The organism is Streptomyces sp. DSM 110735 (genome assembly GCF_016482685.1).
Taxonomy (GTDB): domain Bacteria; phylum Actinomycetota; class Actinomycetes; order Streptomycetales; family Streptomycetaceae; genus Streptomyces.
In genome coordinates this window covers 21,951-47,937 of the sequence record NZ_JACYHF010000031.1, presented here as the reverse complement: position 1 = coordinate 47,937, position 25,987 = coordinate 21,951, and the positions used below count along the sequence as shown (strand labels likewise).

Genomic DNA, 25,987 nt, shown 5'->3' with positions numbered 1-25,987 from the left:
GATCCACGGCGAAGGGACGAGGAACGGATGAGCGCGGACGTACACCAAGTGGCCGACGGCACCTATCTGGTGCACGGTCATCACACCAACTGGGTGATCCTCAAGGACGGGGACGCGGTGACCCTGGTGGACACCGGGTACCCGGGCGACCGCGCGGGACTGCTGGAGTCCCTTGCGGCGGTGGGGAGTTCACCGGAGGCGGTGGCCGCCGTGCTGATCACCCACGCGCACAACGACCATCTGGGCTCGGCGGAGCACCTGCGTTCCGCGTACGGCACGCCGGTCCAGTTGCACCCGGCCGAAGTCCCGCACGCGCGGCGGGAGTTCCTCCAGCAGGCCAAGGTGGGAGACGTGGTGCGCAACGTCTGGCGGCCCGGTGTCCTGCCGTGGGCGGTGCACCTCATCCAGGTCGGCGGGCTTGAGCAGCACCCCGTGACCGCGCCCGAGCCCTTTCCCGTCGAGGGCGCGCTCGACCTGCCGGGGAACCCGGTCCCGGTGCACACCCCGGGCCACACGGACGGCCACTGCGTCTACCATCTGCCGCGCCTGGGCGTCGTGATCTCCGGTGACGCGCTGGTCACCGGGCACGCGATCTCCCGGGTGAAGGGTCCGCAGCTCCTGGCCGACTTCTTCCACCACGAGCGGGAGCGCGCCGTGACCTCCCTGGACCTGATCGCCGCCCTGGAGGGCGACACGCTGCTGCCGGGCCACGGTCCGGTGCACCGGGGACCGGTCCGGGCGGCGGCGGAACTGGCCGGGGAGCGGGCGGGGCAGGGACGGCGCCCCGGGGCGGACCGGGGGCAGCCGACGGGACGGCGGTGAACCGGCGCGTCAACCGGGCGCCGTCCGGCGGCACTTGACGCGCCCCGACCGCTGGACCGGGCGCGGGGAGGACGCCGGAGCGAGCCTCCACGCGCCCGGATCACCCCTCCGGCGCCACCCCCGGCACGACCGCCACCGGACACGGTGCGTGGTGCAGCACTCCGTGCGCCACCGAGCCGATCCGCGCCGCCACCGCCGTGTGGCGCGGACGGCGGCCGACGACCACCAACTGCGCTCCCCCGGACACCGACAGCAGGACCTGCCCCGCGCTGCCCATCTCCACGTGCTCGGAGACGGGCACGTCGGGGTAGCGCTCGCGCCAGGGGTGCACCGCCTCGGCGAGAGCCTTGCGCTCGTAGGGCTCCAGACCGCCCGCGTCGTCCAGGAGCTTGAGCGAGGCGGGGCTGTAGGCGAAGACGGGCGGCAGGGTCCAGGCGCGCACGACCCGTACGGTGGCGCCGCGCGCGGCGGCCGTCTCGAAGGCGAAGCCGAGCGCGGCGGCGCTCTCCTGCGGGGTGCCGTCCTGGCCGACGACGATCTCGCGTCCGGCGGCCTCGGACGCCGGTTTGTCCCCGGCGCGCACCAGCACCACGGGCCGGACGGACTCGGCGATCACCCGGCTGCCCACCGAGCCGAGCAGGAAGCCGACCACACCGCCGTGCCCGCGCGAGCCCAGAACCAGCAGCTCGGCGTCGGCGGCAGCCTCGGTCAGCGTCTCGGCGGGGACGCCCTCCAGCACGTCCAGACCGACGTGGAGCCCCGGATGCCGCCGGGTCACGGCGCTCACCGCCTCGGCGGCGGCGGTCTCGGCCCAGCCCCGCTGCACGACCGGGTCGGGTGCCGAGGGGGTCTCGACATGCCGCCAGACGTGCAGCACGCGCAGCGGCAGCCCCCGGCGTACGGCTTCCCGGGCGGCCCAGTCCAGCGCCGCCAGGCTCTCCGGCGTACCGTCCACCCCGGCCGTGATCGGGCGTGTCATGCGTGGCCTCCTCGTCGTCACCGCGTCGTCGTCCTCGCGTACGGGCGCCGCCGTCCGTGCGGGCGACGCTCGGTCATGACCTTGTCACAGGAGCGGAGCCCTGCGGACCACGATCCCCGCACCCGCGACAAGGACCTCCGCGCCGGGGCGAAGCCGCGCGGGCGCACCTACGATGGGCGGGAAGGCGGTGTTCCGTTCCCGCGCCACCGCCGCAGGGAAGCCCGTGCAGCCGACCGCTCGGGGTGGGAGACCCATGGCACAGGCCGCCGAAGCCGCTCGTACGGTCATCCTGACCGTGGACGACGACCCGGGTGTGTCCCGCGCCGTCGCCCGGGACCTCAGGCGCCGCTACGGCGAGTCGTACCGGATCGTGCGCGCGGAGTCCGGCGCGTCCGCGCTGGAGGCGCTGCGCGAGCTGAAGCTGCGCGGCGACCAGGTGGCGGTGCTGCTCGCCGACTACCGGATGCCCCGGATGAACGGCATCGAGTTCCTCGAAGAGGCGATGGACGTCTACCCGTGGGCGCGCCGGGTGCTGCTGACGGCGTACGCGGACACCGGCGCGGCGATCGACGCGATCAACGTGGTGGACCTGGACCACTATCTGCTCAAGCCGTGGAACCCACCGGAGGAGAAGCTCTACCCGGTCCTGGACGACCTGCTCCAGGCGTGGCACGCGAGCGAGCACCGGCCGGTGCCGAGCACCAAGGTGGTCGGCCACCGCTGGTCGGCGCGCTCCTCGGACGTGCGGGAGTTCCTCGCCCGCAACCAGGTGCCGTACCGCTGGTACTCGGCCGAGGAGCCGGAGGGGCGGCGGCTGCTCACGGCGGCAGGGCAGGACGGGCGGCGGCTGCCGCTGGTGATCACCCCGGACGGTACGGCGCTGGTCGAGCCGGAGGCTCCGGAGCTGGCGGCGCGGGTGGGGCTCGCGACGACCCCCACGGCCGACTTCTACGACCTGGTGGTGATCGGCGGTGGCCCGGCGGGGCTAGGCGCGGCGGTGTACGGCGCCTCGGAGGGGCTGCGGACCGTGCTGGTCGAACGCTCGGCGACCGGCGGGCAGGCGGGGCAGAGTTCCCGGATCGAGAACTACCTCGGCTTCCCGGACGGTGTCTCCGGCGCCCAGCTCACCGACCGGGCGCGGCGGCAGGCGGCACGGTTCGGCGCCGAGCTCCTGACCACGCGCGAGGTGACGGGGCTCGAGGTCTGCGGAGCCGCGCGGATCGTCCGGTTCGCGGACGGCTCCTCGGTCGGGGCGCACAGCGTGATCCTGGCGACCGGGGTGCAGTACCGGCGCCTGGCGGCGGAGGGCTGTACGGAGCTGACCGGCTGCGGGGTGTTCTACGGCTCCGCGCTGACCGAGGCGGCGTCCTGCCAGGACCAGGACGTGTACATCGTGGGCGGCGCCAACTCGGCGGGCCAGGCGGCGATGTATCTCTCCCGGGTCGCCAAGTCGGTGACGCTCCTTGTGCGCGGCGCCGATCTGTCGGCGTCGATGTCGCACTACCTGGTCCAGCAGATCGGGGAGTCCCCCAACATCTCGGTGCGCGGCCACACGGAGGTCGTGGCGGCGCACGGCGAGGACCGGCTGGAGCGGCTGACGCTGCGCGACACCGAGAGCGGGGAGACCGAACAGACCGACGCCCAGTGGTTGTTCGTGTTCATCGGCGCCGCCCCGCTGACCGGGTGGCTGGACGGGACCGTGCTGCGCGACGCGCGCGGTTTCGTGCTCGCGGGCCCGGACCTGACCGCCGACGGCAAGCCACCGCCCGGCTGGGAGCTGGACAGGCCGCCGTACCACCTGGAGACCAATGTGCCGGGCGTGTTCGTGGCGGGCGACGTGCGCGCGCAGTCGGCGAAGCGGGTCGCGTCCGCCGTGGGAGAGGGAGCGATGGCCGTGATGCTCGTCCACCGGTACCTGGAGCAGTCGTGAGCGGGCAGCCGCTGCCGTGCAGCCCCGGGGAGATCGGCACCCTGTTCCTGTTCGACCAGCTCACGCCCGAGCAGTTGGGGCGGCTGTGCGCCGAGGGGCGCGTCGAGCTGTTCGAGCCGGGTCCGGTGTACGCCGAGGGCGAGCCCGCGACCTGCTTCTACGTGCTGATCGAGGGCACGGTGGTGCTGTCGCGGCGGGTCGGCGCCGAGGACATGGAGGTGACCCGGACCGCGCAGCGCGGGGTGTACGCGGGCGCCATGCAGGCGTATCTCGGGGACCGGGTGCGGCAGGTGTACAACAACTCGATGCGGGTGACCGAGCCGAGCCGTTTCTTCGTGCTGCCCGCCGGGACCTTCGCCGCCGTGATGCACGAGTGGTTCCCGATGGCGACGCATCTGCTGGAGGGGCTGTTCTTCGGTTCGAAGAGCGCCCAGGCGCTGGTCGCCCGGCGCGAGCGGCTGCTGGCGCTCGGTTCGCTGTCGGCGGGGCTCACCCACGAGCTGAACAACCCGGCGTCGGCGGCGGTGCGGGCGACCTCGGCGCTGCGCGAGCGGGTGGCGAAGATGCGGCACAAGCTCGCGCTGATCGCCGAAGGACCGCTCTCCCGCGAGACCTTGGCCCGCCTGGTGGAGGTCCAGGAGCGGACGGCCGAGCGGGTCGCGAAGGCGCCCTCGCTCGGTCCGCTGGAGGCGGCGGACCGCGAGGACGCGCTCGCCGACTGGATGGAGGACCACGGCGTCGAGCAGGCCGTGCGGTACGCGCCGACGTTCACGCAGGCGGGACTCGACACCGACTGGCTGGAGCAGGTCGCGGCGGCGGTGGGCGAGGACGTGGTGCCCCGGGCGATGGGCTGGCTGGAGTCCACGGTCGAGACCGAGCTGCTGATGAACGAGATCGAGGACTCCACCGCCCGCGTCTCGCACCTGGTGGGCGCGGCGAAGCAGTACGCGCAGCTCGACCGGGCGCCGTTCCGCTCGGTGGACCTGCGCGAACTCCTCGACAGCACGCTGCTGATGCTGTCGGCGAAGGTCGGCCCGCACGTCGAGGTGGTCAGGGAGTACGACGACGCGCTGCCGCCGGTGCCCGGCTATCCGGCGGAGCTGAACCAGGTGTGGACCAACCTGGTCGACAACGCGGTGTCCGCCATGGGCGGTTCGGGGCGGCTGACGGTGCGGACCGCGCGGGACGGGGACCGGGCGCTGGTGGAGATCCGGGACACCGGTCCGGGGATCCCGGCGGAGCTGCGCGAGCGTGTCTTCGATCCGTTCTTCACCACCAAGCCGCTCGGTGAGGGCACCGGGCTCGGTCTCGACATCTCGCGGCGGATCGTCGTCGACAAGCACCACGGCACGCTCCAGGTCGAGACGGTGCCCGGCGACACCCGCTTCCAGGTCTTCCTTCCGCTGACCACCGAGGCGCCGAAGAAGGCGCCCGGACCGACCCCCGAGGAGGCAGCATGAGCGCCGAGGACGCCATCGACCCGAGTGTGCCGCCGAGCGGCACGGGCTGTGTGGAGTGCGAGAAGACCGGCGGCTGGTGGTTCCATCTGCGCCGCTGCGCGCTGTGCGGGCACATCGGCTGTTGCGACGACTCGCCCTCCCAGCACGCCACCGCCCACTTCCACGCCACCAAACACCCGGTCATCCGCAGCTACGAGCCGGGCGAGGGCTGGTTCTGGGACTACGACACCAACGAGGTCTACAGCTCGGGTCCTGAACTCGCGCCTCCGGAGAGCCACCCGGCCGACCAGCCGGTGCCGGGTCCCGCCGGGCGGGTTCCGGCGGACTGGGCGCAGACCCTGCGCTGACGGACCGTTCGCGCCGGGTCGTACGCATCGGGTCGGGCTTCGGCGCCGCCGGGTCGGGTTTCAGCGGGCGCAGCGCAGACTGCCGAGGTCGACCGCGTCGGCGAGCGCCCGCATCCCCCGGTCGCCCGGGTGGAGATGGTCGCCGCTGTCGTAGGCGGGCCGCAGCCGCTCGGGGCGGCGGGGGTCGCGCAGGGCGCGGTCGAAGTCCACCACGGCGTCGAAGCCGTCGCCGCCGCGGAGGTGGTGGTTGACCTCCCGGCGCACCGCCTCGGCGGCCGGGCTCCACTCCGGCCAGCCCTGGAACGGTGCGATCGTCGCGCCGACCACGCAGGTCCCTGCCGCGTGCGCCCGCCGGACGATGTTCCGGTACCCGGCGAGGAGGTCGGCGGCCGTGACGCCGGTGCCCGCCTTGAGGTCGTTGACGCCCTCGAAGAGGATCACGGTGCGTACGCCGGGCAGTTCCAGTACGTCCCGGTCCAGGCGCCCGAGGGCGCCGGGTCCGCCGCCGCCGTCGGAGAGGACCCGGTTGCCGGAGATCCCCTCGTCCGCGACGCCCGCGAGGGACGTACGGGCCAGGCGCCTCGCCAGCAGGTCGGGCCAGCGCAGGTCCCGGTCGGGGGTGGAGCCCCGGCCGTCGGTGATGGAGTCCCCGAGCGCGGCGACCGCGCCGGTGGCGGGGTGGTCGGGGCGTACGGAGACGGCGTCGAGGTACCACCAGGAGTCCGTGGTGCGCGTCCAGGGGGCGGCGCTCCTGTCGGCGGTGCGGTCGCCCGGGGCGGTGTACGAGGTGCGCAGCGCCATCGCGTGCCCGGTGGCGGGTCCCGCGGCGTCCGGGGTGTACAGGCTGACGGCGAGGAGGGCTCCGGCGCTGACGTGACCGCGCAGCGGGTCGCTCCAGACCTCGGCGCCCCGGGGGATCGTGACGGAGGGACGGCCGTGGAAGGCGAGCCGCCGGTTGTCGCGCACGGCCGCGCCCCGCCCGCCGAGTCCCGCGTGGACGGCGTTCACGCGCAGCGGGCGGTCCCCGAAGGCGTTGGACAGGCGTACGCGCAGTCCGTCGCCGCCGACGCTGGTGCGCACGAGAAGGCGGTAGCTGCGGTCGGCGCCGTCGTGAGGGAGGCGTTCGGCGCTCGCCGCCCAGGTGACGACGCCGAGGGCGTGGGTGGTGTCCCCGGTGGGGTGGGCGGCGGCGTGGACCGGCGGCTGTACGGCGAGGGCGGCCAGCAGCACGGCGGCGGTCCGGCAGGCGCGCCCCAGGCGGCCGGTCACCGGGCCCGCTCCCGGGCAGCGGCCGGTGCGCCGAACTCCCGGACCGGCCGGGACGCTTCCGCGTACCCCACGCCTGTCATCGTCCCACCGGGGAGCGGGCGCCCGCATGTCGGTGAGCCGCACACCGGAGCGGCTGACGTGCGGATGCCCCGCGCGAGGGCGGGGCATCCAGGGGTGCTGCGGGCGGTCGCGCGGTGCCGGGGCGCCGTACGACCGCCGGGTGTCAGGAGGCGGGGGTGTTGGCCGCGGTGACGTTGACCGCCGCCCACGCCCGGTCCACCGTCTTGTACTCGGTGCTGCTCGCGCCGTACAGGTCCTTGGCCGCCTTCAGCGTCGCGAGACGCGCGTCGTGGAAGTCGGTGGAGGAGACCATGTAGCGGGTCAGGGCGCGGTAGAAGATGGCGGTGGCCTTGGTGCGGCCGATGCCCTTGACGGAACCGCCGTCGTACGTCGGGGAGTTGTAGGCGACTCCCTTGATGGTCTTCTTGCCGCTGCCCTCCGCGAGGAGGTAGTAGGCGTGCGAGGAGACGCCGGAACCGGCGTGCACCTCGGTGGAGTAGACCTCGGGCGACCAGTAGTCGACGGTCTGCTCCAGCTTGTCCAGCGAGGGGTGGTCCAGGCGGCGCAGGAACTTCTGCTTGAGACCCAGCTTCTCGCCGATGAGGTAGTTCGGCGGGTTCTTGGAGTTGTTCGCGTAGAACTCGACGTTGGAGCCGAAGATATCGGCCAGCGACTCGTTGAGCGAGCCGGGTTCGCCGTACTGGTTGCCGTTGCGGTCGACGAAGGTCGGCTCCAGCTTGGCGGTGGCGTCGACGACGCCGTGGGTCAGCTCGTGGCCGGTGACGTCGAGGACGACGAGCGGCTTCTTGATCATGTCGCCGTCGCCGTCGCCGTACAGCATGCAGCCGCACTCGGAGTCCCAGAACGCGTTGGCGACCGAGCGTCCCCAGTGGACCATCGCGCGGGCGGGCTTGCTGTCGCCCGCTATGCCCTTGCGGTTGAAGGTCGTGCGGTAGAAGTCCAGCGTCTTGGAGATGCCGTACTGGGCGTCGGCGGCGGCGCTGTTGCGGCTCGTCGTCTTGCCGTTGCCCCACACGTTCGTGGTGCCCGTGATCTTGGTGCCGGAGCCGAAGGTCTCCGACATGTGGTTCTTGGCGTCACGGGTCTCGGTGCCGTACCGGCTCGGGTCCTTGAGCTGGAAGTGACCCTTGGAGGTCTGCGTGGTCGTCAGACCGACGCTGCCCACGAAGAGGGTCTTGCCGGTGCCGTGCGCGGTGGCCGGGTACTTCGAGGCGGCCACCCCGGCGACGAGCGGGCTCGCCGCGGCGGCGGTGCCGCTGCCGGTGGCAGGGGCGATGGTCTCGCCGTGGCTGCGCAGTGCCTTGACCAGCTTGGGCGAGATGAACTCGTCGGCGTCCGGGGTGTCGCTGCGCACGTCGCCGGTGAGGGCGTCCACGACGACCGTGTGGGAGCCGCCGTCGTCGTCCAGGGTGCTGCCGGTCACCGTCACCTGGTAGGCGAGGTGGGCGGCGCCGGCGCGGGCGTCCACCACGAGCTGCGGGGTGCCCGCCTGACCGCCTGCCGCCTGGGCCGCGGCGGTCGCCGCCTGGGCCGGGGTCACCTTGGCGTCGGTGGTGGCGGGGCGCACCGCGTGGTCGGCGGCGCGGGTGACGCCCGCGTAGCCGAGCTGCCGGTCGAGGTGGACGACGAGGTCGCCGCCGAGGACCGGAAGTCCGTCGTGCGTGCGCGTGAAGCGGACGTGACGGCCGCCCTCGGGGTCGAACATGACGTCCTGCGGCTCGAGTTCGTCGCCGGTGGCGACGCCGGTCTCGGCCGCGTGGGCGAAGGCGGCGGCACTCGCGGCGTGGACCACGGGAGCGGTCCTGGCGGTGCTCACGACGGCCCGTGCGTCCACGGAGGTGGGGCCCGCGACGGCCGTGCCGACCAGGCCCGTGATGGCCGTCGTCACCGCGACGGCGACGGCCACACTGCGTATGTGCGGTCTGCGCACGAGGAAGGGTTCCTTCGTCCGAAGGCGGCCGGACATGCCAACCGCCTTGCGACATGGCGCTGTTGAGCGCCAGGAGGCCCAGGTCGGGCCCCGGGTTCACCCTTCCGGATGAGTCATGGCCACGTAAACACGGAATGATCCATTTCGCGGTTCCCTATGACAATCCTTTGCGAATATACGTCACAGAGTGATCAGTGATTGACCATCTGTGTGTCGGAGCGCGAGATTCCGCCTCAATCCCCTAGGTTCCAGGCCGGAATGTGACCGATGTCGCATCAACAACCGCGTGGACGAGGAGTGGGAACCGGATGGTCTCAGCAACGGTGAGCAGGGGTGCGGTACTCGGAGCGGTCGCGCTGTCTCTCCTCGCGGTCCCGGCGCGGGCGGCGAGCGAGGCGCCGGGCCGGGCGGTGGCGCTCGCGGCACCCGACACGGCGGGCGTCGACAAGGTGCTGCGCACCGCGCGGGAGCAGGGGGCGCCGGGCGCCGCCGCCCGGATCGACGACCACGGCCACGCGTATCTCATCAGCCGCGGTCTCGCGGACCGGGGTACGAAGCGGGCGATGAGCACCGGCGACCGCTTCCGGATCGGCAGCGTCACCAAGACGTTCTCGACGGTGGTCCTGATGCAACTGGCCGACGAGCACAAGCTCGACCTGGACGCCCCGGTGAACCGCTATCTGCCGGGGCTGCTCCCGGACGACCGGATCACGGTCCGGCATCTGCTGAGCCACCGCAGCGGGCTGTACGACTTCAGCAACGACATGTTCGCCCAGAGCGTCTCCGGTTTCGAGGCGGTCCGGAACAAGGTCTTCACCTACCGCCAGTTGGTCGCGCTCTCCCTGAAGAAGCCGCGCACCAACGCTCCCGGCGCCGCCTACTCCTACTCCAACACCAACTTCGTGGTCGCGGGTCTGCTCATCGAGAAGCTGACCGGGCACTCCGTGAAGACGGAGTACCAGAGCCGTGTCATCAAGCCGCTGAAGCTGGCGGACACCTTCTACGTCCACCCGGACACCAAGATCCCCGGGCGGTACGCGCGCGGCTATCTCACCCCCGACAAGGCGGGCGCCCCGCTGGTCGACGCGACCGACCAGACCGTGTCCTGGGCGCAGAGCGCGGGCGCGATCATCTCCAGCGCCAAGGACCTCAACACCTTCTACTCCGCGCTGGTGGGCGGGCGGCTGGTCTCCGCCGCACGCCTGGCCGACATGGAGCGCTTCAACAAGGTGAACAGCACCACCGCCTACGGACTCGGACTGCGCCGCCGCGACCTGTCCTGCGGGGTCTCGGTCTACGGCCACACCGGCGCCGTACAGGGCTACTACACCTACGCGTTCACCAGCAAGGACGGCGGGCGCAGCCTGACCGCGCTGGTCAACACCTCCAACAACGGCAAGGTGCTGGACACCCTGGCGGGCACCCTGGAGTCGGCGTTCTGCGGCAAGCCCGCCAAGACCGCCAGGCGCGGCGCGCTGCTGCACGAGCGCGAGACGGATCTGCGGCAGTGACGGGCGCCGGGGGCGCGGGCCGCGATCTTGTCGGAACGCGCCCCTCCGGGACACCATGCCCCGCATGAAGGGTGACCTGTTTTCCAGCGAGTACATGGTGCGCCCGGCCGTGGAGCCGGGGCTGACCGCCGAGAACGCCAAGTGTCTGAAGTACACCGTCAACGGCGAGATGCTCGCCCGGCAGGGCGCGATGGTCGCGCACCGGGGCGAGCTGAAGTTCGAGCGCAAGGGCCAGGGCGTCGGCGGCATGATCAAGCGTGCCGTCACCGGTGAGGGGCTGCCGCTGATGGCGGTGCGCGGACGGGGCGAGGCGTGGTTCGCGCACGAGGCGCAGAACTGCTTCATCGTGGAGGTGGAACCGGGCGACCAGTTCACCGTCAACGGCCGCAACGTCCTGTGCTTCGACGCCACGCTCTCCTACGAGATAAAGACCGTGAAGGGCTCCGGCATCGCGGGCGGCGGTCTGTTCAACAGCGTGTTCAGCGGGCACGGCCGCCTGGGTCTGGTCTGCGAGGGCAACCCGCTGGTGATCCCGGTGTCCCCGGAGAACCCGGTGTACGTCGACACCGACGCCGTGGTCGGCTGGTCCGCCGGGCTCGACACCTCGCTGCACCGCTCCCAGTCCTTCGGCTCGATGCTGCGCGGCGGTTCGGGCGAAGCCGTGCAGCTCATGCTCCGGGGCAACGGTGTCGTGGTGGTCCGCCCGAGCGAGGCCACGCCGCAGTCGGCGCAGCAGCACTGACGGACGTGACAGTTGCGCTGAAGGACATCGGCGTCGGCACTGACCAAACGTCAATTGTGGCCGGAACACGATCGGTTTGAACGCTCCACCGTGACCTTCGCGTAACCCTGGGAGACAACGGCAGGGTTACAGCGAGGGATGGCCATGGCCGAGGCGTACGTCGTCGCAGATGAACTGGTCGCCGGGCGGTTCCGGCTCCTGGAGGTCTTCGCCCGGGAGACCGGACGCGAGTGGTGGCGGGCGGAGGACGTACGGGAGAACCGCGCCTGCCTGGTGACCCGGACCGCGCTGCCGTCCACCGCCGACCAGGACACCCTGCGCCGGACCAGGTCCCGGGTGGTGCGCACCTCCGAGACCATGCGGCTGCTGTGCCCCGGCGGGGTCGCCGCGGTGATCGACGCGGTCGTGGAACCGGGCACCCTGTGGACGGCGGTCCAGTGGATCGACGGCACGCCACTCACCCAACTCCTGGAGGAGGAGGGCCCGTTCGATCCCGTACGGGCGGCCGGAATCGGCCTCGAAGTGCTCGACGTGCTGCGCACCGCGCACGAGGAGGGCATCACCCACGGCGAGCTGAGCCCCGGCCAGATCTTCGTGAGGGACGGCGGCACGGTCGTGCTCGCGGGCTTCGGTCTCGCGGGCACGACCCTGGCACCGAGGGTCGCGGCGCCGTCGTACGCCTCGCCGGAGCAGGCCCGCGACGAACGGATCGGTCCCGCCGCCGACTTGTGGGCGCTCGGCGCGATCCTCTACACGATGACCGAGGGACGCCCGCCGTTCCGCGACCGGGGCCGCACCGAGGCAACCCTGCGGGCCGTGACCCGGCTGCCGCTGCGCGCCCCGCTGCGCACGGGCCCGCTGACCCGGACCGTGGAGGGGCTGCTGCGCAAGAACTCCCGCGAACGGCTGACCCGTCCGGTGGTGCGCGCCTCGCTGGTGCGGGTGCTGGAGGAGGACGCGGGGGCGTACGGCGCCGTCGCGGCGGCGCCCGTTTCGGAGGGCGAGCCGGAGGCTGCCCCGCCGGGCGGCAGTCCGCTGCGGAGCAGACGGGCCCTGGCGGCGGGGGTGTGCCTGGCCGTCGCCGCCGTGGTGGCGGCTGCGCTGGCCGTGGCGCACCAGTCGTCGGAGGGGGTCGCGGGGGCGCGCCCGAGCGGGGCGGCGGCGTCGGCGGAGACGGGTGCGTCGGCCGGGGTGAACCCCGGAACCGGCTCGGGCACCGCCACCGCCCCGAGTCGCAGCACGGCGGCTCCCGGCAAGGGCACGACCGCCGCTCCCACGTCGCACCGCACCCGGAGCCAGAGCGCTCCGGCGCCCGGCACCTCCGCCGCCCTCCCCGCCGGATTCCGCACGTACACCGCCCCGGAGGGCTTCTCCCTCGCCCTTCCCGTCGACTGGAAGCGCGAGGGGATCAGGTCCGGCGCCGACCACTCCTTCCGGGTCACCTTCGGTCCGGGCGACTCCTCCCTCGCCCTCGCCGTCACCTACAGCGAAAGCGTGGGCTCCGACCCGGTGGCCGTCTGGCGTGACGACGTGGAGCCCGGTCTCGCCCGGGAGGACGGCTACCAGCGCGTCGGCGCGATCGAGGCCACCGAGCAACAGGGGCGTCCCGCCGCCGACATGGAGTGGCTGTCCGGTACCGGGCAGGCGCGGACGCACACCTTCGGGCGCGGTTTCCTGCTCGGCGGCGGGCGGGGCTACTCCCTGCGCTTCACCACCCCGGCCGCCGACTGGGACGAGCCGGACAACCAGGCGATCCTGCGCACCGCGCTGCGTACCTTCCGTGCCTGAGTAGGCGTACTCATGACCGGTGCCGACCGGCGCGGCCACCATGGGGACTTCCCGATCCCCGCCTGGAGGCCGCCATGACCGTCGCGCATCCCGCCCCGCGCACCGTGCACCGCCGGGTGCCGCCCCTGCTGTTCGCGGGCGTGGCCGCCCTGGGACTCGCCGTCTCCGCGATCGGCGTGCACGACCGTACGACCTGGTTCCTGGAGACCTTCTGGGTGCTGATCGGGCTCCCGCTGGTACTGCTGACCTGGCGGCGCTTCCCGCTGACCGGGCTGCTGTGCGGTCTCCTCGCCGCGCACGCCCTGGTCCTGGCGGCCGGCGGCCACTACACGTACGCCGAGGTGCCCGTGGGCGACTGGGTGCGGGACACCTTCGGGCTCAGCCGCAACCCGTACGACCGCTTCGGGCATCTGATGCAGGGCTTCGTCCCGGCGATCCTGGTCCGTGAACTCCTCAGCCGCACCTCCCCGTTGCGCGGCAGCCGCTGGCTGGCACCGCTCACGGTCTGCGCCTGCCTCGCCTTCAGCGCCTGCTTCGAACTCCTGGAGTGGGCGGCGGCCGAGATCGGCGGCCACAGCGCGGACGCCTTCCTGGCCACCCAGGGCGACGTGTGGGACACCCAGTGGGACATGTTCTGCGCCCTGATCGGCGCGGTCGTGTCCCTCCTGCTGCTCAGCAGGGTCCACGACCGGCAGTTGGCGGCGCTGGAGACCCGGCGCTAGTCCCGGTCGGTGTGCCGGTACCGGACCCACAGCGGCAGGCCGTACCAGCACGTCAGGTACCAGGCGACGACCGCGGCGACCAGCCAGGGGACGTAGCCGTCGTGGGTGGCGACGCGGAGGATCAGCAGCAGCGAGGAAGCCATCGTGGCGAGGAGGAGCACCAGGCCGACGAAGGTGAGGAGACCGGCGAGGCGGACCGCGCGGGGTTTGACGCGGCGTCCGGAGACCAGGCGGTGCAGGGAGACCGGGCCGATGAGGGCGCCGGTGGCGCAGGCGCCGAGGACGACCGTCACGATGTAGATGATCTGGTCGGTGCGGGCGAGTTCGCCGTACTTGGGCTGGAAGACGACGGTGAGCAGGAAACCGAAGAGGATCTGGACTCCGGTCTGGGCGACCCGGACCTCCTGGATGAGTTCGCCCCAGCGCCGGTCGGCCCGCTCTTCCTCGGTCTCGCTACGGCCTCTGTGCGTTCCCTCCTCGGTCATGGGGTGCAGTTAACCGCCGGGATGATCCTTCAAACCGGCCCGGTGTCACCCGGCGTCCGTCTCCCGGAAGTAGTGGCCCTCCTCCAGGTCGGCGAGGAGTTCCGTCTCCGTCGGCCGCCAGCCGAGCAGTTCGCGGGTCAGCGCGCTCGACGTGGGGTTGTCGACGCCGGTGAAGCGGCCCACGAAGCCGTAGCGCGCCTCGGCTTCCTCGCCCGTCAGGCTGTGCACGGGGATGTCCAGGTGACGGCCGATGACCTCGGCGATCTGCCGGAACGGCACGCCTTCCTCGGCGGCGGCGTGCAGCCGCTGTCCGGCGGGCGCGTTCTCCAGGGCGAGCCGGAACAGCCGGGCGGCGTCGAGCCGGTGGACGGCGGGCCAGCGGTTGGCGCCGTCCCCGACGTAGGCGGCGGCGCCCTTCTCACGGGCGACCGCGATGAGGCGGGGGACGAAGCCGTGGTCGCCGCGTCCGTGCACGGTGGGAGCGAGCCGGACCACGGAGGCGCGCACGCCGTCCCCGGCCAGCGCCGTCGTCGCCTCCTCGGAGGCGGTGCGGTGGGTGCCGGGGGCGGGGTCGTCGGCCTCGGTGATCAGGCGCCCCGTCGGACCGATGGCGGTGCCGGAGGTGACGACCAGCGGCCGGTCGGAACCGGCGAGCGCGGCGCCCATGGCGCGGATGGCGTTCAGGTCGGTCTCGCCCGCCGCACGCACGTCGGCGAAGTCGTGGACGAACGCGAGGTGGATCACGCCGTCGGCGCTGTCGGCGACGCGGGCCAGGTCCTCGGGGTCCGCCAGGCTGCCCCGGTGCACCTCGGCGCCCGCCGCCTTCAGCGCGGCGGCACCCGCGTCGGACCGGGCGAGGCCGACGACCTCGTGTCCGGCGCCGATGAGTTCGGGTACGACGGCCGAGCCGATGAATCCGGTGGCCCCGGTGACGAAAACACGCATGTCGTTGCTCTCCTCGAAGGATGGGTGGGAGTGGTTCCATCCTTCGCCGGACGGCGCCCCCGCGTCCAAAGCTTGTTCCGCATCGCGCAATACGCCCCGGGCATCACCACAGCTCAGAGCGCTGACACGGCAGGGGACCGTACGCTGGGGACATGTCCGACTCCCCCGCCGACGCGGATCTCGACCTCAGGCTGGTGCGGTACTTCACGGTCGTCGCCGAGCACTGCCACTTCGGGCGCGCCGCCGCGGCGCTGCACATCACCCAACCGTCGCTGAGCCGTCAAGTGCGGCGGCTGGAGCGGGAGTTGGGGGCACGGCTGCTGGACCGCACCCCGCAGGGCACCCGGCTGACCGAAGCGGGCGAGGTGTTCCTGCCGCGCGCGAAGTCGCTGCTGCGGGCGGCAGGACAGGCAGCCGCCGCCGCGCGAGCCGCCGCCGAGCCCAGCCGGATCACCGTCGGGTACACCACCGGGCTGATCGTCACCCCGGCGGTGGCCGAGTTGCGCCGCCGGTTCCCGGACGCGGACGTGCGCACGGCGCATCTGCCCTGGCAGGAGGCGCGCAGGGCGCTGACCGAGCACCGGGTGGACGCGCTGGTCACCCGGCTGCCGTTCGTCAGCGAGGGCCTGCGCGTGACCGTGCTCTACGACGAGCCGCGCGTGGTCGTCCTGCCCCTGGACCACCGGCTCGCGGGCAAGGAGTCGGTCACCCTGGACGACATCGCGGACGAGCCGCTGCCCCGCGTCACCGACCCGCTGTGGGACGCGTTCTGGCGGATCGACCCGCGCCCGGACGGTCGGCCCGCGCCGGACGGCCCGCTCATCGAGAACATCGAGGACAAGTTCGAACTGGTCGCCTCCGGGCAGTCGCTGGCGCTCGCGGCGGGCGTGCCGGGGCTGCGTCCGCCGCGCCCGGATCTGACCACGGTGCCGCTGCACGGGGTCGAGCCGTGCCATGTGGCCGTGGCGACCCGGGCCGGGGACAGCGGGAGGCTGGTGACGGAGTTCCGCAAGTGCGCCGAGGCGCTGCTGACCGGACCCGGGACCACCGAGTGAGTCAGACGCCGGAGGCGCGCGCGCCCGGGGTGAGCTGCGCCTGCACGAGCGGACCGTAGCGGTCGGCCACCGCGTCGGCGTCGGCTCCGCGCAGCCCCGGTCCGCGCGCGATGCCGTACATCACGCCGACGCCGACGACGGCCGCGACGGCGAGTTCGGCGCGCAGACCCGCGTCGGGTCCGGTGAGCCTGGCGGCGAGGCGGTCGGTCACCTGGGCGCGGAAGTTGGCGCGCAGGACGTCGCCGTGGTCGCCGTGCAGCGGGGCGAAGACGATGCGCAGCAGCGGGTCAGTGCCGCGCTCGCGCTGGCTGGTCAGGACGTGCCGGACCATGTGCCGCCCGAGTCCGTCCAGCGGCGCGTCGAGCAGGTCGTCCGCGTCGGTGTCGAAGGACATCACGCGGGCGAAGAGGGCGTCCTTGTTGCCGAAGTACTTCAGCACGAGCGGCGGGCTGACCCCGGCGCGCTCGGCGACGGCCTTCAGGGTGATGTCGCCGTGCGGATGCCGGGCCAGGAGATGGCGGGCCGCCTTGAGGATGGCCGCCTTGGTCGCCTCGGCGTCGCGCCGCGCGGTGCCCTGCGCGGCGGCGGGGGTGTCCGGGTCTCTCACGCGTCCTCCAGAGCGCCCGCGCGGCTCTTCCGGGTGATGCCCCAGGCACGCCGGGTGCCGGTCCCGGCGCCGTCGCCGGTGGAGTCGCCCGGGATCGTCAGGGCGGCCGCGCAGGCGAACAGGGCGACCGCGCCCGCCATCCCGAAGGCCAGCAGATAGCCGTGCAGGGTGGGCACCGGGATGCCGCCGACGAGGCTGGTGTGGTGGACGAGCACGGCGGCGACGGCGGCACTGGAGACGGCCTGGCCGATGGTCCGCATGAGCACGTTGACGCCGTTGGCGGAGGCGGTCGCGGCAGCCGGTACGGCGCGCAGGATCAAGGTGGGCAGCGCGGAGTAGGCGAGGGTGGTGCCGGTGGCGACCACGGTGGCGCCCAGGATGATCATCCACAGGTCGCGGCTGTCCGCGATGCGCAGCGCGTAGCCGCAGGCGATGACGGCCGCGCCGAGCGCGAGCGTGATGCGCGGACCGCGCCGGGCCGAGATGCGAGCCGACAGCGGCGAGAACAGCAGCATGGTGACGCCACCGGGCAGCAGGCACAGACCGGTGGCGACGATGGACAGACCCAGGCCGTAGCCGCTGGCCTTGGGCGCCTGCACGAGCTGGGCGGTGACGAGCGAGTTGGCGTAGAACGCGAACCCGGTGAGCAGCGCCGCGATGTGCGACAGACCCACCCGGGGACGGGTCACCAGGCGCAGGTCGACCAGCGGACGCGGGGCCCGCAACTGCTGGCGCCACCACAGCACGAGCACGACCGCCGAGACCACGAAGAGGCCGAGGACCCGCGGGCTGCCCCAGCCCCACTGGCCGCCCTGCGACACACCGAGCAGCAGACACACCAGGGTGACGGCGAGACCGAGCGCGCCGACGACGTCGAAGCGTCCGGGCTCCCGTACGGGGGACTCCTTGACCGCCCACCAGGTGGCCGTGACGCCGAGCGCGCCGAGGGCGCTGGTCAGCCAGAACATGGTGTGCCAGTCGGCGTACTGCACGACCAGCGCGGCCAGCGGCAGCCCGAGGGCGGCGCCGATGCCGACGGTGGAGCTCATGAACGCGACCGCCGAGCCGCGCCGCTCGGGCGGGAGTTCGTCGCGCAGGATGCTGATCGACAGCGGGACGACGGAGGCGGCGGCGCCCTGGAGCGCGCGAGCCGCGATCAGCACCGCGATGTTCGAGGACAGCGCGCACAGCACCGAGCCGACGGTCATCAGCAGGAGCGCGGAGGTGAGCACCCGGCGCTTGCCGTACATGTCACCGGCGCGGCCGAGCACGGGGGTGAGCACGGCGCCGGAGAGCAGGGTCGCGGTGACCATCCAGGAGACGGCGGCCGGTGACGAGTGGGTGAGCCGGGGCAGGTCGGGCAGGAGCGGTACGACCACGGTCTGCATGACGGCCATGAGGATGCCGCCCGACGCCAGCACGGGGATGGTGAGGCGTTCCCGCAGCCGGGGCGGCGCCGCGAGGGTGCCGGGCGGCTCGGGTATGGGGGCGGACTGCTCCATGGGCGCTCCTGCGCATGTGCGTGACTGGTGAATGACTATTCACCCTATCCAGTGAATGACCTTTCACCAACATTTACCCCCGCGCCTGAGCCGCGGTGGGACTACTGATCAGGGTGATGCGCTGCGCGGGCGTGCAGCGCGCGGGCCACCCGGGGACCGAGGCTGCGCTTGAGCCTGCGCAGCGGCTCCAGGCGTCCGGCGGCGCGGTCGAGGCCGTAGTAGAGCTGGGGCGGGACGTACGGGAGCAGCGGGGAGTGGCGCTGGCCGAGCAGGGCGAACATGCGGTGCGGGGGCAGGTCGATGTAGCGGGGCAGGTTCTCGTACCAGCGGGCGCTGTAGCGGGCGGCGCTCTGCGCGGACAGCAGCTCGGTGCGGCGCCGGGTCTCGTAGGCGGTCAGTGCCCCGGGCAGCGTGGCGTGGTCGCGCAGGGCGTCGGCCAGGCACATGGCGTCCTCCAGGGCGAGGGTGGTGCCCGCGCCGATGGAGTAGTGGGTGGTGTGGGCGGCGTCGCCGAGCAGCACCAGGTTGCCGTGGTGCCAGGTGCGGTTGGTGAGGGTGCGGAAGGCGGGCCAGGAACCAGCGCCTTGGGCGAGGAGGGGGTGGCCGTCCAGGACGGGCGCGAAGTGCTTCTCCAGCAGGGCGAGTTGCTCGCCCTCGTCGGCGCGGTCCAGACCGAGTCCGGTGTACGTCTCCGGGGAGCATTCGACGACGCAGGTGCTGTGGGTGTCGTCGTAGGGGTAGCCGTAGGCCCAGATCCAGCCGTGGCCGGTCTCGGTGAAGGCGAAGGTGAAGGCGTCGAAGACGCGGGTGGTGCCGAGCCAGACGTAGCGGTTGCGGCCGTGGGTGACCTGGGTACCGAAGGCGTCGGCGTGCCGGGTGCGCAGGGTGCTCCCGATGCCGTCGGCGGCCACCACCAGGTCGGCTCCGGCGGGCGGTTCGGTGATCTCGCTCCCGAACTCCAGGCGTACGCCCAGTTCGCGGGCGCGGGCGGCGAGGAGGTCGAGGAGCCGGTGGCGGCCGATGCCGAAGCCCCGGTCGCCGGGCTGCCGGGTGCTCGACTCCCGTACGTGCGCGACGCCTTCGCTCCAGTGGACCGCGTGTTCCTCGACGGCGCGGGCCGACTCGGGGTCGTGGGCGCGGAGCCGGTCGAGCAGTCCCTGCCAGTAGGTGACGCCCCAGCCGTAGGTGGAGCCCTCGGGACCGCGTTCGTGGACGGTGACGTCGTGGGACGGGTTCTGCCGCTTGAGCAGGATGGCGAGGTACAGACCCGCGGGCCCGCCTCCGACGCAGACGACCTTCACGCGCACACCTCTGAAGTCACCGGACGTAGTCGATCAGCCTCGCAGGGTAGCAGTGCGGGGGTGTGCTCACGTCCGGCAACGGGCGCCGGTCGGTCGAGGTCGGTCGGGTGCCGTCAGCCGGTGGCGGTGCGGCACTCCGGGTGTCCCCAGCCCGTCGCGTTCTTGGCGATGGGCTCACCGGCCGCGTAGGAGCGGCCGCACTGGCAGCGGCCGGGGAACTTGGCCTTGATGGTGCGCGCGGAGGCGCCGCCGCCGTTGGCGCGGCGGGGTGCCTTGCGGCGGGCGGCGGCCGGTGCGGGGGTGTCGGGCGAGGGCGGCGGCTCGGGGGAACCGAGCGCGCTTCCGGCCGCCTCCTGCACCACGGCGGCCTGGCTGGCGGCGCGGTCGGCGAAGTCGTTGAGCGGGTCGCCGTCGACCTGGTGGGCGGGGACGTAACGGAACTCCACCGAGCGGCCGTCGAGGAGTTCGTCGATGCGGACGACCAGTTCCTGGTTGGCGACGGGCTTTCCGGCGGAGGTCTTCCAGCCGTTGCGCTTCCAGCCGGGCAGCCAGGTGGTGACCGCCTTCATCGCGTACTGGGAGTCCATGCGGATCTCCAGCGGCACGTCGGGCTCGACTGCCGTCAGCAGCCGCTCCAGGGCGGTGAGTTCGGCGACGTTGTTGGTGGTACGGCCGAGCGCCCCGGACTCCCAGCGGGCCGGGGTCCGCTCGTCGTCACCGGAGACCACCCATGCCCATCCGGCCGGTCCGGGGTTTCCCTTCGAAGCCCCGTCGCACGCGGCCACCACACGTTCACGCATGTGCACGATCATGCCATGGTCGCGGCGAGGGGTGGAGCCGTCCCTGCCGGGCGCCCCTCAGGCGTCCTTGAGCTCGGGCATCTCGCCCTCGGTGGTGGTGACGTCGATCACCGAGAAGTTGGCGCCCTGCGGGTCGGTGAGCGCGGCGAACCGGCCGAAGGGGCTGGTCATCGGGCCGAAGCGGAGCACGGCGCCGAGGTCGGTGGCGCGGGCCACGGCCGCGTCGCAGTCGTCGACGGTGAAGTAGACGTTGATGTACGAGGGGACCTCGGGCGGGAAGTCCTCGGTCATCCGCATCCGGCCGAGGACGGGGTCGGCGCCGAGGTCGAAGACGCGGAAGTCGACGGCGTCGTCCTCCATGTCCTTCGCGCGGTAGGGGAAGACGGCGGAGAAGAAGGCGTCGGACTTGTCCGGATCGCGGGTGAAGACCTCGGACCAGCAGTAGGCGCCGGGGGTCGCGACGGTCTCGAAGCCCTCGTGGGTGCCGCCCTGCCAGACGCCGAAGACGGCGCCGCTGGGCTCGCGGGCGAGCACCATCGTGCCGAAGTCACCGACCCGCATGGGCGGCATCAGCACCTCGCCGCCGTTCTCCCGGATCTTCTCGGCGGTCGCGGCGGCGTCCGGGGAGGCGAAGTAGAGGCACCACTGCGACTGGCCCTCCTGGCCGGGCATCGGGGGGACGACGGCGGCGACGGCCTTGCCGTCCGCGTACGCCTGGGTGTAGTTGCCGTACTGGGACGACGAGTCGCCGAAGGTCCAGCCGAGGACGTCGCCGTAGAACCGCTTGGCGCCCTCCAGGTCGGTGAACATCGCGTCGGCCCAACAGGGCGTTCCTTCGGGTTGCACGGCCATGGTCGGGCCCTCTCGTTTCAGGCGGTTCGTCCCGGGACGTCACGCTAGCCGGGCGCAGGTCGCCACGCGCGGCGGAATTCGTTCGACACGGGTGACGCCCGGACTCTTGGATGGGCGCCGATGAGTACTGCGAAGATGCGCGCGCACGAGATCGGGGTCGACGCCCCGCTGGTACGACGGCTGGTGGCGGAGCGGTTTCCGCACTGGGCGGAGCTGCCGGTGCGGCGGCTGGAGTCGTCCGGCACCGAGAACGCGATGTTCCGGCTGGGTCCGGAGCTGGTGGTACGGCTCCCCCGGCATCCCGGCGCGGTGGCCGACGTGGCGCACGAGCGGCGCTGGCTGCCCCGTCTCGGTCCCCTGCTGCCGGTGTCCGCGCCGGAGCCGGTGGGTTTCGGGGACCCCGGCGAGCACTTTCCCTGGCCCTGGTCGGTCTACCGCTGGCTGGAGGGCGGCAACCCGGTCGCGGGCGCCGTCGAACGGCCGGAGGGGCTCGCCCGGGACCTGGGCCGGTTCGTGACCGCGCTGCGCCGAGCCAAGACGGAGGACGCGCCACGGGGTTACCGGGGCGGCGCGCTCGCGGACCAGGACGCGGAGACCCGGTCGGCGCTGGCGGAGCTGACCGGCCGGATCGACACGGAGGCGGCGACCGCGCTCTGGGAGCGGGCGCTCAAGGCTCCCACCCACACCGGTCCGCCGCTCTGGGCGCACGGCGACCTCTCCCCCGGCAACGTCCTGGTGTCCGGCGACCGGCTCGCCGCGGTGATCGACTTCGGCTGCGCGGGCGTGGGCGACCCGGCCGTGGACCTGATCGTCGCGTGGAACCTGCTGCCCGCCTCCGCCCGCGCGATCTTCCGCGAGACGGTGGGCGCCGACGACGCGGAGTGGACCCGCGGACGCGGCTGGGCCCTCTCCGTCGCCCTGGTCCAGTTGCCGTACTACTGGCACACCAACCCGGCACTGGCAAAGAACGCCCGCCACACGATCACCGAGATCCTGCGGGAGGGGTGAGGGCCGTGCGGCGCCGCGTCAGAGCAGACGCAGTGCCGCGTCCACGCTGTCGCCGCCGTGGGCGTTGAACGCGATGGCGGCCTGCGGCGCGTGACGGCGGATCAGGTTCACGATCCGCTCGAAGAGCGGCAGCAGCGCCTCCGTCTTGCGGATTCCGCCGCCGACGACGACCACGTCCCAGGGGCGCGCGTCCAGCGACGTGGTGAGCGTCTCCTCGGCCGTCTCGTCGAAGACGACCAGCGTCATCGCCGCGTCGATGCCGTGCTCGGCGAACCGGCTCATCTCCTTCTCGAGCGCCGTCCGCAGAGCGGGGGCGTCGACGCCGGGAATCGCCTGCGGGTCGTAACCGATCACCAGTACGGAGGACATGGCGTCAAGCCAGCAGTCCGTCACCCCGGCTCTCCGGGCGGTTCGTCAGCCGCCCGCGTGTGCCTGCTCCAGCGCGGCGATGTCCAGCTTGCCCATGGTCATCATGGCGCGCATGGTGCGGTCGGCCTTCGCGGGGTCGGAGTCCTTGGTCATCTCCAGCAGGCGCTCGGGGACGACCTGCCAGGAGACGCCGTAGCGGTCCTTGAGCCAGCCGCACGGGCCGGGCTCGCCGCCGTCCTCGGTCAGGCGGGTCCAGTAGTGGTCGACCTCCTGCTGATCGGCGCAGAGGATCTGGAACGAGATCGCCTCGTTGAACCGGAACTGCGGACCGCCGTTGAGGGCGACGAACCGCTGGCCGTTGGCGGTGAACTCCACGGTCAGCACGGTGCCGGGCTCCCCCGGGCCCGCCTCGCCGTGGCGGAGGACGTCGCCGATGCCGGAGCCCTTGAACACGGAGACGTAGAAGTGCGCGGCCTCCTCCGCCTGGCCGTCGAACCAGAGACACGTGATGAATCCGTCGGTGGTCATGAACGCCTCCCGGGCGTGGTGGGTGGTGCGTGGTGGTGTCGCGGTCGAGGAGGTGGACCGGTGCGGGCGCCGGAACTCATCGGTGAGGCGCTGAACGGGCGAAGGCAGGGGCGGTTTCAGGCCACCGTACGGTCGGGCACCACCCGTCGCGGCAGGCCGCACGGGAGGTGCCGTACGACCGACACGCGGGCGGAAAACCGGCTTCCACCTGCTGTTTCTTGGCTGTCGGCAGTACGACATCGTGGCGCGACTCCGGGCACCTCCCTCTGGGCGAACGTCATCTTCACGCCACTGCTTCGAACCGCCCGCATGTGAGGCGTGACCCTGGGTACCCGCCGGGAGAGGAAGAGGAAACAGGAATAGGGCGCGGATTTCCGGGAAGCCGGGGACCACGCAGCTTCGGCGGCCGGGTACCTTCCGGGCGCAGAGGTTGACACCGAAACCGTGACTCACGTGGGAGAGGTAATGGAAACCGCCGCCGGCATCCGGTCGCACGCCGAGGTCGCCGAGAAGACCGCACAGGACACGACGGTCGAGGAGAGCCTTCCCGGGATCGCGGACCCCACGTCCGTGGCCCCCCGGGACGCGCGGGCACTGTCCCGCCAGTTCTTCCGCCGGCTGGCCGAGCTGGAGGAGGGCACCCACGAATACCAGTACGCGCGCAACACCCTGATCGAGATGAACATGTCGCTGGTGCGGTTCGCGGCCGGACGGTTCCGGGGCCGTGGCGACGACATGGAGGACATCGTCCAGACCGGCATGATCGGTCTGATCAAGGCGATCGACCGGTTCGAGGTGTCGCGCGAGGTCGAGTTCACGTCCTTCGCGCTCCCCTACATCGTGGGCGAGATCAAGCGCTTCTTCCGTGACACCACCTGGGCGGTGCACGTCCCGCGCCGGCTCCAGGAGCTGCGCGTGGAGCTGGCCAAGGCTCGCGAGGAGCTGTCCAGCAGGCTGGACCGCGACCCGACGGTCGCCGAGCTGGCCACCCTGATGAACATCACCGAGGCGGAGGTCGTCGAGGGCCAGGTCGCCGCGAACGGCTACAACTCCTCGTCCCTGGACGCCGCGCTCACCGGTGACGGTCCCGAGGACGGCGAGGCCGTGCTCGCCGACTTCATCGGTGTCGAGGAGGAGGGTCTGCGCCTGGTCGAGGACTTCCACGCCCTCGCCCCGCTGATGGCCGACCTGAGCGAGCGCGACCGCACGATCATCCACATGCGGTTCGTGGAGGAAGCCACCCAGGCGGAGATCGGTCAGCAGCTCGGCTGCTCCCAGATGCACGTCTCCCGTCTGATCAAGCGGATCATCGCCCGGCTGCGCCAGGGGATGCTCGGCGAACTCGGCTGCGCCTGAGTCGACGGCGACGGGCCCGGCGTTCGCGGACACCGGGCCCGTTCTGCTGCGGAGACGACGTACGGACGTGCGTGGGGACGACGTACGCGTAGCTACAGACGACGTGCGAGCACATACGAGGGCGCGCGCATGCGTACAGAGGCGCGCGAAAAAACGAAAAGCGCTGGTGCGCTCAGGACTCCAGCTCGACCCGCGCACGGACCCGCTTGCCGACGGGCACACGGTCCACGGTGATCTCGGCCGCGAGCGCGCTCACGATCTCCAGCCCGTGCCGCCCGATGCGCTGAGGGTCCTTGGGGAAGGCCCGGGGCAGGACCACGCTGCTGTCGTACACCGACACCGCGACCGTGCTGTCCGTCCCCTCCAGCTCCAGGATGTACGGGCCGTTGCTGTGCCGGTCGGCGTTGGTGACCAGCTCGCTCACGACGAGCAGCACCTCACCCGCGGCGCGGCTGCCGACCACGGCGCACCACTCGTTGCGGAGCTGATCCAGGAACTGGGCGGCGAATGCCCGTGCCGCGGCGATGCATCCGGGTTCGCCGGTGTAGTGCGCCGCGCGTCGCAGCGGCTCCACGGGTACGTCGAAACCAGTCGGTATCACTGCCCCGCCCAGTTGTTCCGTCATGCCTGTCTCTCTCGAAGGGCCGGCCTGTCGCCTGTTGCTCCTGTGCTCGTACCCCGAGGCGCGCCGGACAGTCCACCGAGTCCGTTCGCCTCCGGCGCACAGCCTTCCACGGCCGGGAGCGGGGCGGACGGCGGCGTTCACGGACAGCGGCCCGGACGCCGCTCCTTGGCCAGAATCCCACCGGTACGCGCGGGACAGCAGAGGCGTACGACCGCGCACGTGGGGCGCGTTGCGGGGCGCACGCCAGACCGGGGCACAGGGGCAGGGGCGCATCCGGTCCCGTCCGCGCGGTGGCGCGTACTCCGGGTGAGGGCACAGCCCGCGTGAACCGGCCGCGACACGTGTCAGGCGAGGACGACCGGCACCACGAACGCGGGCACGGTGCGCTGCATCCGCAGGGCGTCGACCGACTCGGCGAGGAGTTCGTACTCCGTGGTGTCGTCGCAGGCGGCGATCCGCACCAGCCGCCCGCCCGCCAGCTCGTCCGCGACCTGCTCCTGACGGATGTCGTCGGCGCACCAGGCGCGCAGCAGGGTCGGCACGTCGGCGACCGTGTCCGCGACGGGCACCAGGGCGCCGGGCGGGAACACCGTGTTCTCCGGGAGCGGGTCGAGCCGCTCCGCTATCCAGGAGGCGCGGTCCCGCAGCCACCACAGGGCGAGGGCGAGGGTGGGCGCGCGGTAGGTGCCGAGCGGTACGCCCACGCGCTGTCCGCCGCACACTCCGTACGCGGTGACATGGCACAGGAATTCGTCGTGCACGCTCACTCCCCCGTTGCCTGGCCGATATGGCGGTCCGGACCCTCGCTTTCCGGTGCGGCTCGTGTGCGGTGAGTAGTGCCCCTGGTATTTCGAGTATCGCCACGCGGGAAACGCTGTCACCACGTCTTTCCGGCCAGTCTCTTGGCATATGCGAAGCGCGTCCCTGTCCGAAAACACCAGGCAAGCCCTGGCCACGCATTACTCGTTGCGTG

Annotated in this window: 25 protein-coding genes; 11 read left to right on the top strand and 14 right to left on the bottom strand. The window is 72.5% G+C overall.

Annotated elements, in window-relative coordinates:
• Nucleotides 1-27: 27 nt before the first annotated feature.
• Nucleotides 28-822 carry an MBL fold metallo-hydrolase gene (locus IF655_RS29525; protein WP_199588220.1) on the top strand — a complete coding sequence of 265 codons (795 nt, stop codon included), beginning with the start codon at nucleotides 28-30 and terminating at the stop codon, nucleotides 820-822.
• A gap of 100 nt (nucleotides 823-922) precedes the next feature.
• Here IF655_RS29525 and IF655_RS29520 read toward each other — a convergent pair whose 3' ends face one another.
• On the bottom strand, nucleotides 923-1,801 hold the full coding sequence (locus tag IF655_RS29520) for a universal stress protein (protein ID WP_199588219.1): 879 nt from the start codon (nucleotides 1,799-1,801) through the stop codon (nucleotides 923-925).
• A gap of 253 nt (nucleotides 1,802-2,054) precedes the next feature.
• Between IF655_RS29520 and IF655_RS29515 the strand changes: the two genes are divergently transcribed.
• The 3 genes from IF655_RS29515 to IF655_RS29505 are packed head-to-tail and all read left to right on the top strand — an operon-like array spanning nucleotide 2,055 to nucleotide 5,538.
• On the top strand, nucleotides 2,055-3,731 hold the full coding sequence (locus IF655_RS29515) for an FAD-dependent oxidoreductase (protein WP_199588218.1): 1,677 nt from the start codon (nucleotides 2,055-2,057) through the stop codon (nucleotides 3,729-3,731).
• Nucleotides 3,728-5,191 (top strand): ATP-binding protein, encoded by a 1,464-nt coding sequence (locus IF655_RS29510; RefSeq protein ID WP_199588217.1) that lies wholly within the window; start codon nucleotides 3,728-3,730, stop codon nucleotides 5,189-5,191. The genes IF655_RS29515 and IF655_RS29510 overlap by 4 nt, the downstream gene beginning before the upstream one ends.
• Nucleotides 5,188-5,538 (top strand): UBP-type zinc finger domain-containing protein, encoded by a 351-nt coding sequence (locus IF655_RS29505; RefSeq protein ID WP_199588216.1) that lies wholly within the window; start codon nucleotides 5,188-5,190, stop codon nucleotides 5,536-5,538. The genes IF655_RS29510 and IF655_RS29505 overlap by 4 nt, the downstream gene beginning before the upstream one ends.
• A 60-nt stretch (nucleotides 5,539-5,598) precedes the next feature.
• Here the strand turns inward: IF655_RS29505 and IF655_RS29500 are convergent, their stop codons facing one another.
• Both IF655_RS29500 and IF655_RS29495 read right to left on the bottom strand, forming a co-directional pair.
• Entirely contained in the window at nucleotides 5,599-6,807 is a 1,209-nt protein-coding gene (locus tag IF655_RS29500) for an SGNH/GDSL hydrolase family protein (protein WP_199588215.1), read from the bottom strand.
• A gap of 223 nt (nucleotides 6,808-7,030) precedes the next feature.
• The gene (locus IF655_RS29495; RefSeq protein ID WP_206776614.1) at nucleotides 7,031-8,854 is read right to left on the bottom strand and encodes a M4 family metallopeptidase; all 1,824 of its coding nucleotides are present in this window, start codon (nucleotides 8,852-8,854) and stop codon (nucleotides 7,031-7,033) included.
• Nucleotides 8,855-9,126: 272 nt separating this feature from the next.
• On the opposite strand from IF655_RS29495, the gene IF655_RS29490 reads away from it, so the two are divergent.
• The 4 genes from IF655_RS29490 (at nucleotide 9,127) to IF655_RS29475 (ending at nucleotide 13,581) form a co-directional block, all read left to right on the top strand.
• Complete coding sequence (locus IF655_RS29490) at nucleotides 9,127-10,329, top strand: serine hydrolase (protein WP_199588214.1); 1,203 nt, start codon at nucleotides 9,127-9,129, stop codon at nucleotides 10,327-10,329.
• Nucleotides 10,330-10,393: 64 nt separating this feature from the next.
• Nucleotides 10,394-11,071, top strand: coding sequence for an AIM24 family protein (locus IF655_RS29485; protein ID WP_199588213.1), 678 nt, complete (start codon nucleotides 10,394-10,396; stop codon nucleotides 11,069-11,071).
• A 138-nt stretch (nucleotides 11,072-11,209) separates the two neighbouring features.
• Nucleotides 11,210-12,859, top strand: coding sequence for a serine/threonine-protein kinase (locus tag IF655_RS29480; protein ID WP_199588212.1), 1,650 nt, complete (start codon nucleotides 11,210-11,212; stop codon nucleotides 12,857-12,859).
• A 74-nt stretch (nucleotides 12,860-12,933) separates the two neighbouring features.
• Entirely contained in the window at nucleotides 12,934-13,581 is a 648-nt protein-coding gene (locus IF655_RS29475; RefSeq protein ID WP_199588211.1) for a DUF2238 domain-containing protein, read from the top strand.
• On the opposite strand, the gene IF655_RS29470 is transcribed toward IF655_RS29475, so the two are convergent.
• Together IF655_RS29470 and IF655_RS29465 are read right to left on the bottom strand one after the other, a co-directional pair.
• The gene (locus tag IF655_RS29470) at nucleotides 13,578-14,066 is read right to left on the bottom strand and encodes a DUF6328 family protein (RefSeq protein WP_199588210.1); all 489 of its coding nucleotides are present in this window, start codon (nucleotides 14,064-14,066) and stop codon (nucleotides 13,578-13,580) included. The two genes, IF655_RS29475 and IF655_RS29470, sit on opposite strands and share 4 nt — an antisense overlap.
• Nucleotides 14,067-14,111: 45 nt before the next feature.
• A complete protein-coding gene (locus IF655_RS29465; RefSeq protein ID WP_199588209.1) occupies nucleotides 14,112-15,011 on the bottom strand; it encodes an SDR family oxidoreductase in 900 nt (299 codons plus the stop codon).
• A 152-nt stretch (nucleotides 15,012-15,163) separates the two neighbouring features.
• On the opposite strand from IF655_RS29465, the gene IF655_RS29460 reads away from it, so the two are divergent.
• Nucleotides 15,164-16,066 (top strand): LysR family transcriptional regulator, encoded by a 903-nt coding sequence (locus tag IF655_RS29460; protein WP_199588208.1) that lies wholly within the window; start codon nucleotides 15,164-15,166, stop codon nucleotides 16,064-16,066.
• Between the two features lies 1 nt (nucleotide 16,067).
• On the opposite strand, the gene IF655_RS29455 is transcribed toward IF655_RS29460, so the two are convergent.
• The 5 genes from IF655_RS29455 to IF655_RS29435 form a co-directional block, all read right to left on the bottom strand.
• Nucleotides 16,068-16,673, bottom strand: a complete 606-nt coding sequence (locus tag IF655_RS29455) for a TetR/AcrR family transcriptional regulator (protein ID WP_199588207.1) — start codon at nucleotides 16,671-16,673, stop codon at nucleotides 16,068-16,070.
• On the bottom strand, nucleotides 16,670-18,175 hold the full coding sequence (locus IF655_RS29450) for an MFS transporter (RefSeq protein ID WP_199588206.1): 1,506 nt from the start codon (nucleotides 18,173-18,175) through the stop codon (nucleotides 16,670-16,672). Before IF655_RS29450 ends, IF655_RS29455 begins: the two co-directional genes overlap by 4 nt.
• A gap of 101 nt (nucleotides 18,176-18,276) precedes the next feature.
• A complete protein-coding gene (locus tag IF655_RS29445) occupies nucleotides 18,277-19,482 on the bottom strand; it encodes an FAD-dependent monooxygenase (RefSeq protein ID WP_199588205.1) in 1,206 nt (401 codons plus the stop codon).
• 107 nt (nucleotides 19,483-19,589) lie between these two features.
• Nucleotides 19,590-20,288: a ribonuclease H gene (locus IF655_RS29440; protein WP_199588204.1), complete on the bottom strand. Its 699-nt coding sequence runs from the start codon at nucleotides 20,286-20,288 to the stop codon at nucleotides 19,590-19,592.
• A gap of 45 nt (nucleotides 20,289-20,333) precedes the next feature.
• On the bottom strand, nucleotides 20,334-21,128 hold the full coding sequence (locus tag IF655_RS29435) for a VOC family protein (RefSeq protein WP_199588203.1): 795 nt from the start codon (nucleotides 21,126-21,128) through the stop codon (nucleotides 20,334-20,336).
• A gap of 120 nt (nucleotides 21,129-21,248) precedes the next feature.
• Here IF655_RS29435 and IF655_RS29430 point away from each other — a divergent pair, with 120 nt between their 5' ends.
• Nucleotides 21,249-22,136 (top strand): aminoglycoside phosphotransferase family protein, encoded by an 888-nt coding sequence (locus IF655_RS29430; protein WP_242488989.1) that lies wholly within the window; start codon nucleotides 21,249-21,251, stop codon nucleotides 22,134-22,136.
• A gap of 18 nt (nucleotides 22,137-22,154) precedes the next feature.
• Here IF655_RS29430 and IF655_RS29425 read toward each other — a convergent pair whose 3' ends face one another.
• Complete coding sequence (locus tag IF655_RS29425) at nucleotides 22,155-22,505, bottom strand: hypothetical protein (protein WP_199588202.1); 351 nt, start codon at nucleotides 22,503-22,505, stop codon at nucleotides 22,155-22,157.
• 45 nt (nucleotides 22,506-22,550) lie between these two features.
• Nucleotides 22,551-23,033 carry a VOC family protein gene (locus IF655_RS29420; RefSeq protein WP_199588201.1) on the bottom strand — a complete coding sequence of 161 codons (483 nt, stop codon included), beginning with the start codon at nucleotides 23,031-23,033 and terminating at the stop codon, nucleotides 22,551-22,553.
• Nucleotides 23,034-23,498: 465 nt separating this feature from the next.
• On the opposite strand from IF655_RS29420, the gene IF655_RS29415 reads away from it, so the two are divergent.
• Nucleotides 23,499-24,389 (top strand): RNA polymerase sigma factor SigF, encoded by an 891-nt coding sequence (locus tag IF655_RS29415; RefSeq protein ID WP_199588200.1) that lies wholly within the window; start codon nucleotides 23,499-23,501, stop codon nucleotides 24,387-24,389.
• Between the two features lie 172 nt (nucleotides 24,390-24,561).
• Here IF655_RS29415 and IF655_RS29410 read toward each other — a convergent pair whose 3' ends face one another.
• Both IF655_RS29410 and IF655_RS29405 read right to left on the bottom strand, forming a co-directional pair.
• Nucleotides 24,562-25,014, bottom strand: coding sequence for an ATP-binding protein (locus tag IF655_RS29410; RefSeq protein ID WP_199588199.1), 453 nt, complete (start codon nucleotides 25,012-25,014; stop codon nucleotides 24,562-24,564).
• A gap of 344 nt (nucleotides 25,015-25,358) precedes the next feature.
• Nucleotides 25,359-25,775, bottom strand: coding sequence for a hypothetical protein (locus tag IF655_RS29405; RefSeq protein WP_199588198.1), 417 nt, complete (start codon nucleotides 25,773-25,775; stop codon nucleotides 25,359-25,361).
• Between the last annotated feature and the right edge of the window lie 212 nt (nucleotides 25,776-25,987).

Bases quoted from the DNA above. Each gene is read 5' to 3' on its own strand.
- IF655_RS29465 (WP_199588209.1), bottom strand. From the start codon at position 15,011: ATGCGTGTTTTCGTCACCGGGGCCACCGGATTCATCGGCTCGGCCGTC.
- IF655_RS29435 (WP_199588203.1), bottom strand. From the start codon at position 21,128: ATGGCCGTGCAACCCGAAGGAACGCCCTGTTGGGCCGACGCGATGTTC.
- IF655_RS29525 (WP_199588220.1), top strand. From the start codon at position 28: ATGAGCGCGGACGTACACCAAGTGGCCGACGGCACCTATCTGGTGCAC.
- IF655_RS29430 (WP_242488989.1), top strand. From the start codon at position 21,249: ATGAGTACTGCGAAGATGCGCGCGCACGAGATCGGGGTCGACGCCCCG.
- IF655_RS29490 (WP_199588214.1), top strand. From the start codon at position 9,127: ATGGTCTCAGCAACGGTGAGCAGGGGTGCGGTACTCGGAGCGGTCGCG.
- IF655_RS29415 (WP_199588200.1), top strand. From the start codon at position 23,499: ATGGAAACCGCCGCCGGCATCCGGTCGCACGCCGAGGTCGCCGAGAAG.
- IF655_RS29420 (WP_199588201.1), bottom strand. From the start codon at position 23,033: ATGACCACCGACGGATTCATCACGTGTCTCTGGTTCGACGGCCAGGCG.
- IF655_RS29505 (WP_199588216.1), top strand. From the start codon at position 5,188: ATGAGCGCCGAGGACGCCATCGACCCGAGTGTGCCGCCGAGCGGCACG.
- IF655_RS29425 (WP_199588202.1), bottom strand. From the start codon at position 22,505: ATGTCCTCCGTACTGGTGATCGGTTACGACCCGCAGGCGATTCCCGGC.
- IF655_RS29475 (WP_199588211.1), top strand. From the start codon at position 12,934: ATGACCGTCGCGCATCCCGCCCCGCGCACCGTGCACCGCCGGGTGCCG.
- IF655_RS29440 (WP_199588204.1), bottom strand. From the start codon at position 20,288: ATGATCGTGCACATGCGTGAACGTGTGGTGGCCGCGTGCGACGGGGCT.
- IF655_RS29515 (WP_199588218.1), top strand. From the start codon at position 2,055: ATGGCACAGGCCGCCGAAGCCGCTCGTACGGTCATCCTGACCGTGGAC.
- IF655_RS29470 (WP_199588210.1), bottom strand. From the start codon at position 14,066: ATGACCGAGGAGGGAACGCACAGAGGCCGTAGCGAGACCGAGGAAGAG.
- IF655_RS29495 (WP_206776614.1), bottom strand. From the start codon at position 8,854: ATGTCCGGCCGCCTTCGGACGAAGGAACCCTTCCTCGTGCGCAGACCG.
- IF655_RS29410 (WP_199588199.1), bottom strand. From the start codon at position 25,014: ATGACGGAACAACTGGGCGGGGCAGTGATACCGACTGGTTTCGACGTA.
- IF655_RS29485 (WP_199588213.1), top strand. From the start codon at position 10,394: ATGAAGGGTGACCTGTTTTCCAGCGAGTACATGGTGCGCCCGGCCGTG.
- IF655_RS29460 (WP_199588208.1), top strand. From the start codon at position 15,164: ATGTCCGACTCCCCCGCCGACGCGGATCTCGACCTCAGGCTGGTGCGG.
- IF655_RS29520 (WP_199588219.1), bottom strand. From the start codon at position 1,801: ATGACACGCCCGATCACGGCCGGGGTGGACGGTACGCCGGAGAGCCTG.
- IF655_RS29480 (WP_199588212.1), top strand. From the start codon at position 11,210: ATGGCCATGGCCGAGGCGTACGTCGTCGCAGATGAACTGGTCGCCGGG.
- IF655_RS29450 (WP_199588206.1), bottom strand. From the start codon at position 18,175: ATGGAGCAGTCCGCCCCCATACCCGAGCCGCCCGGCACCCTCGCGGCG.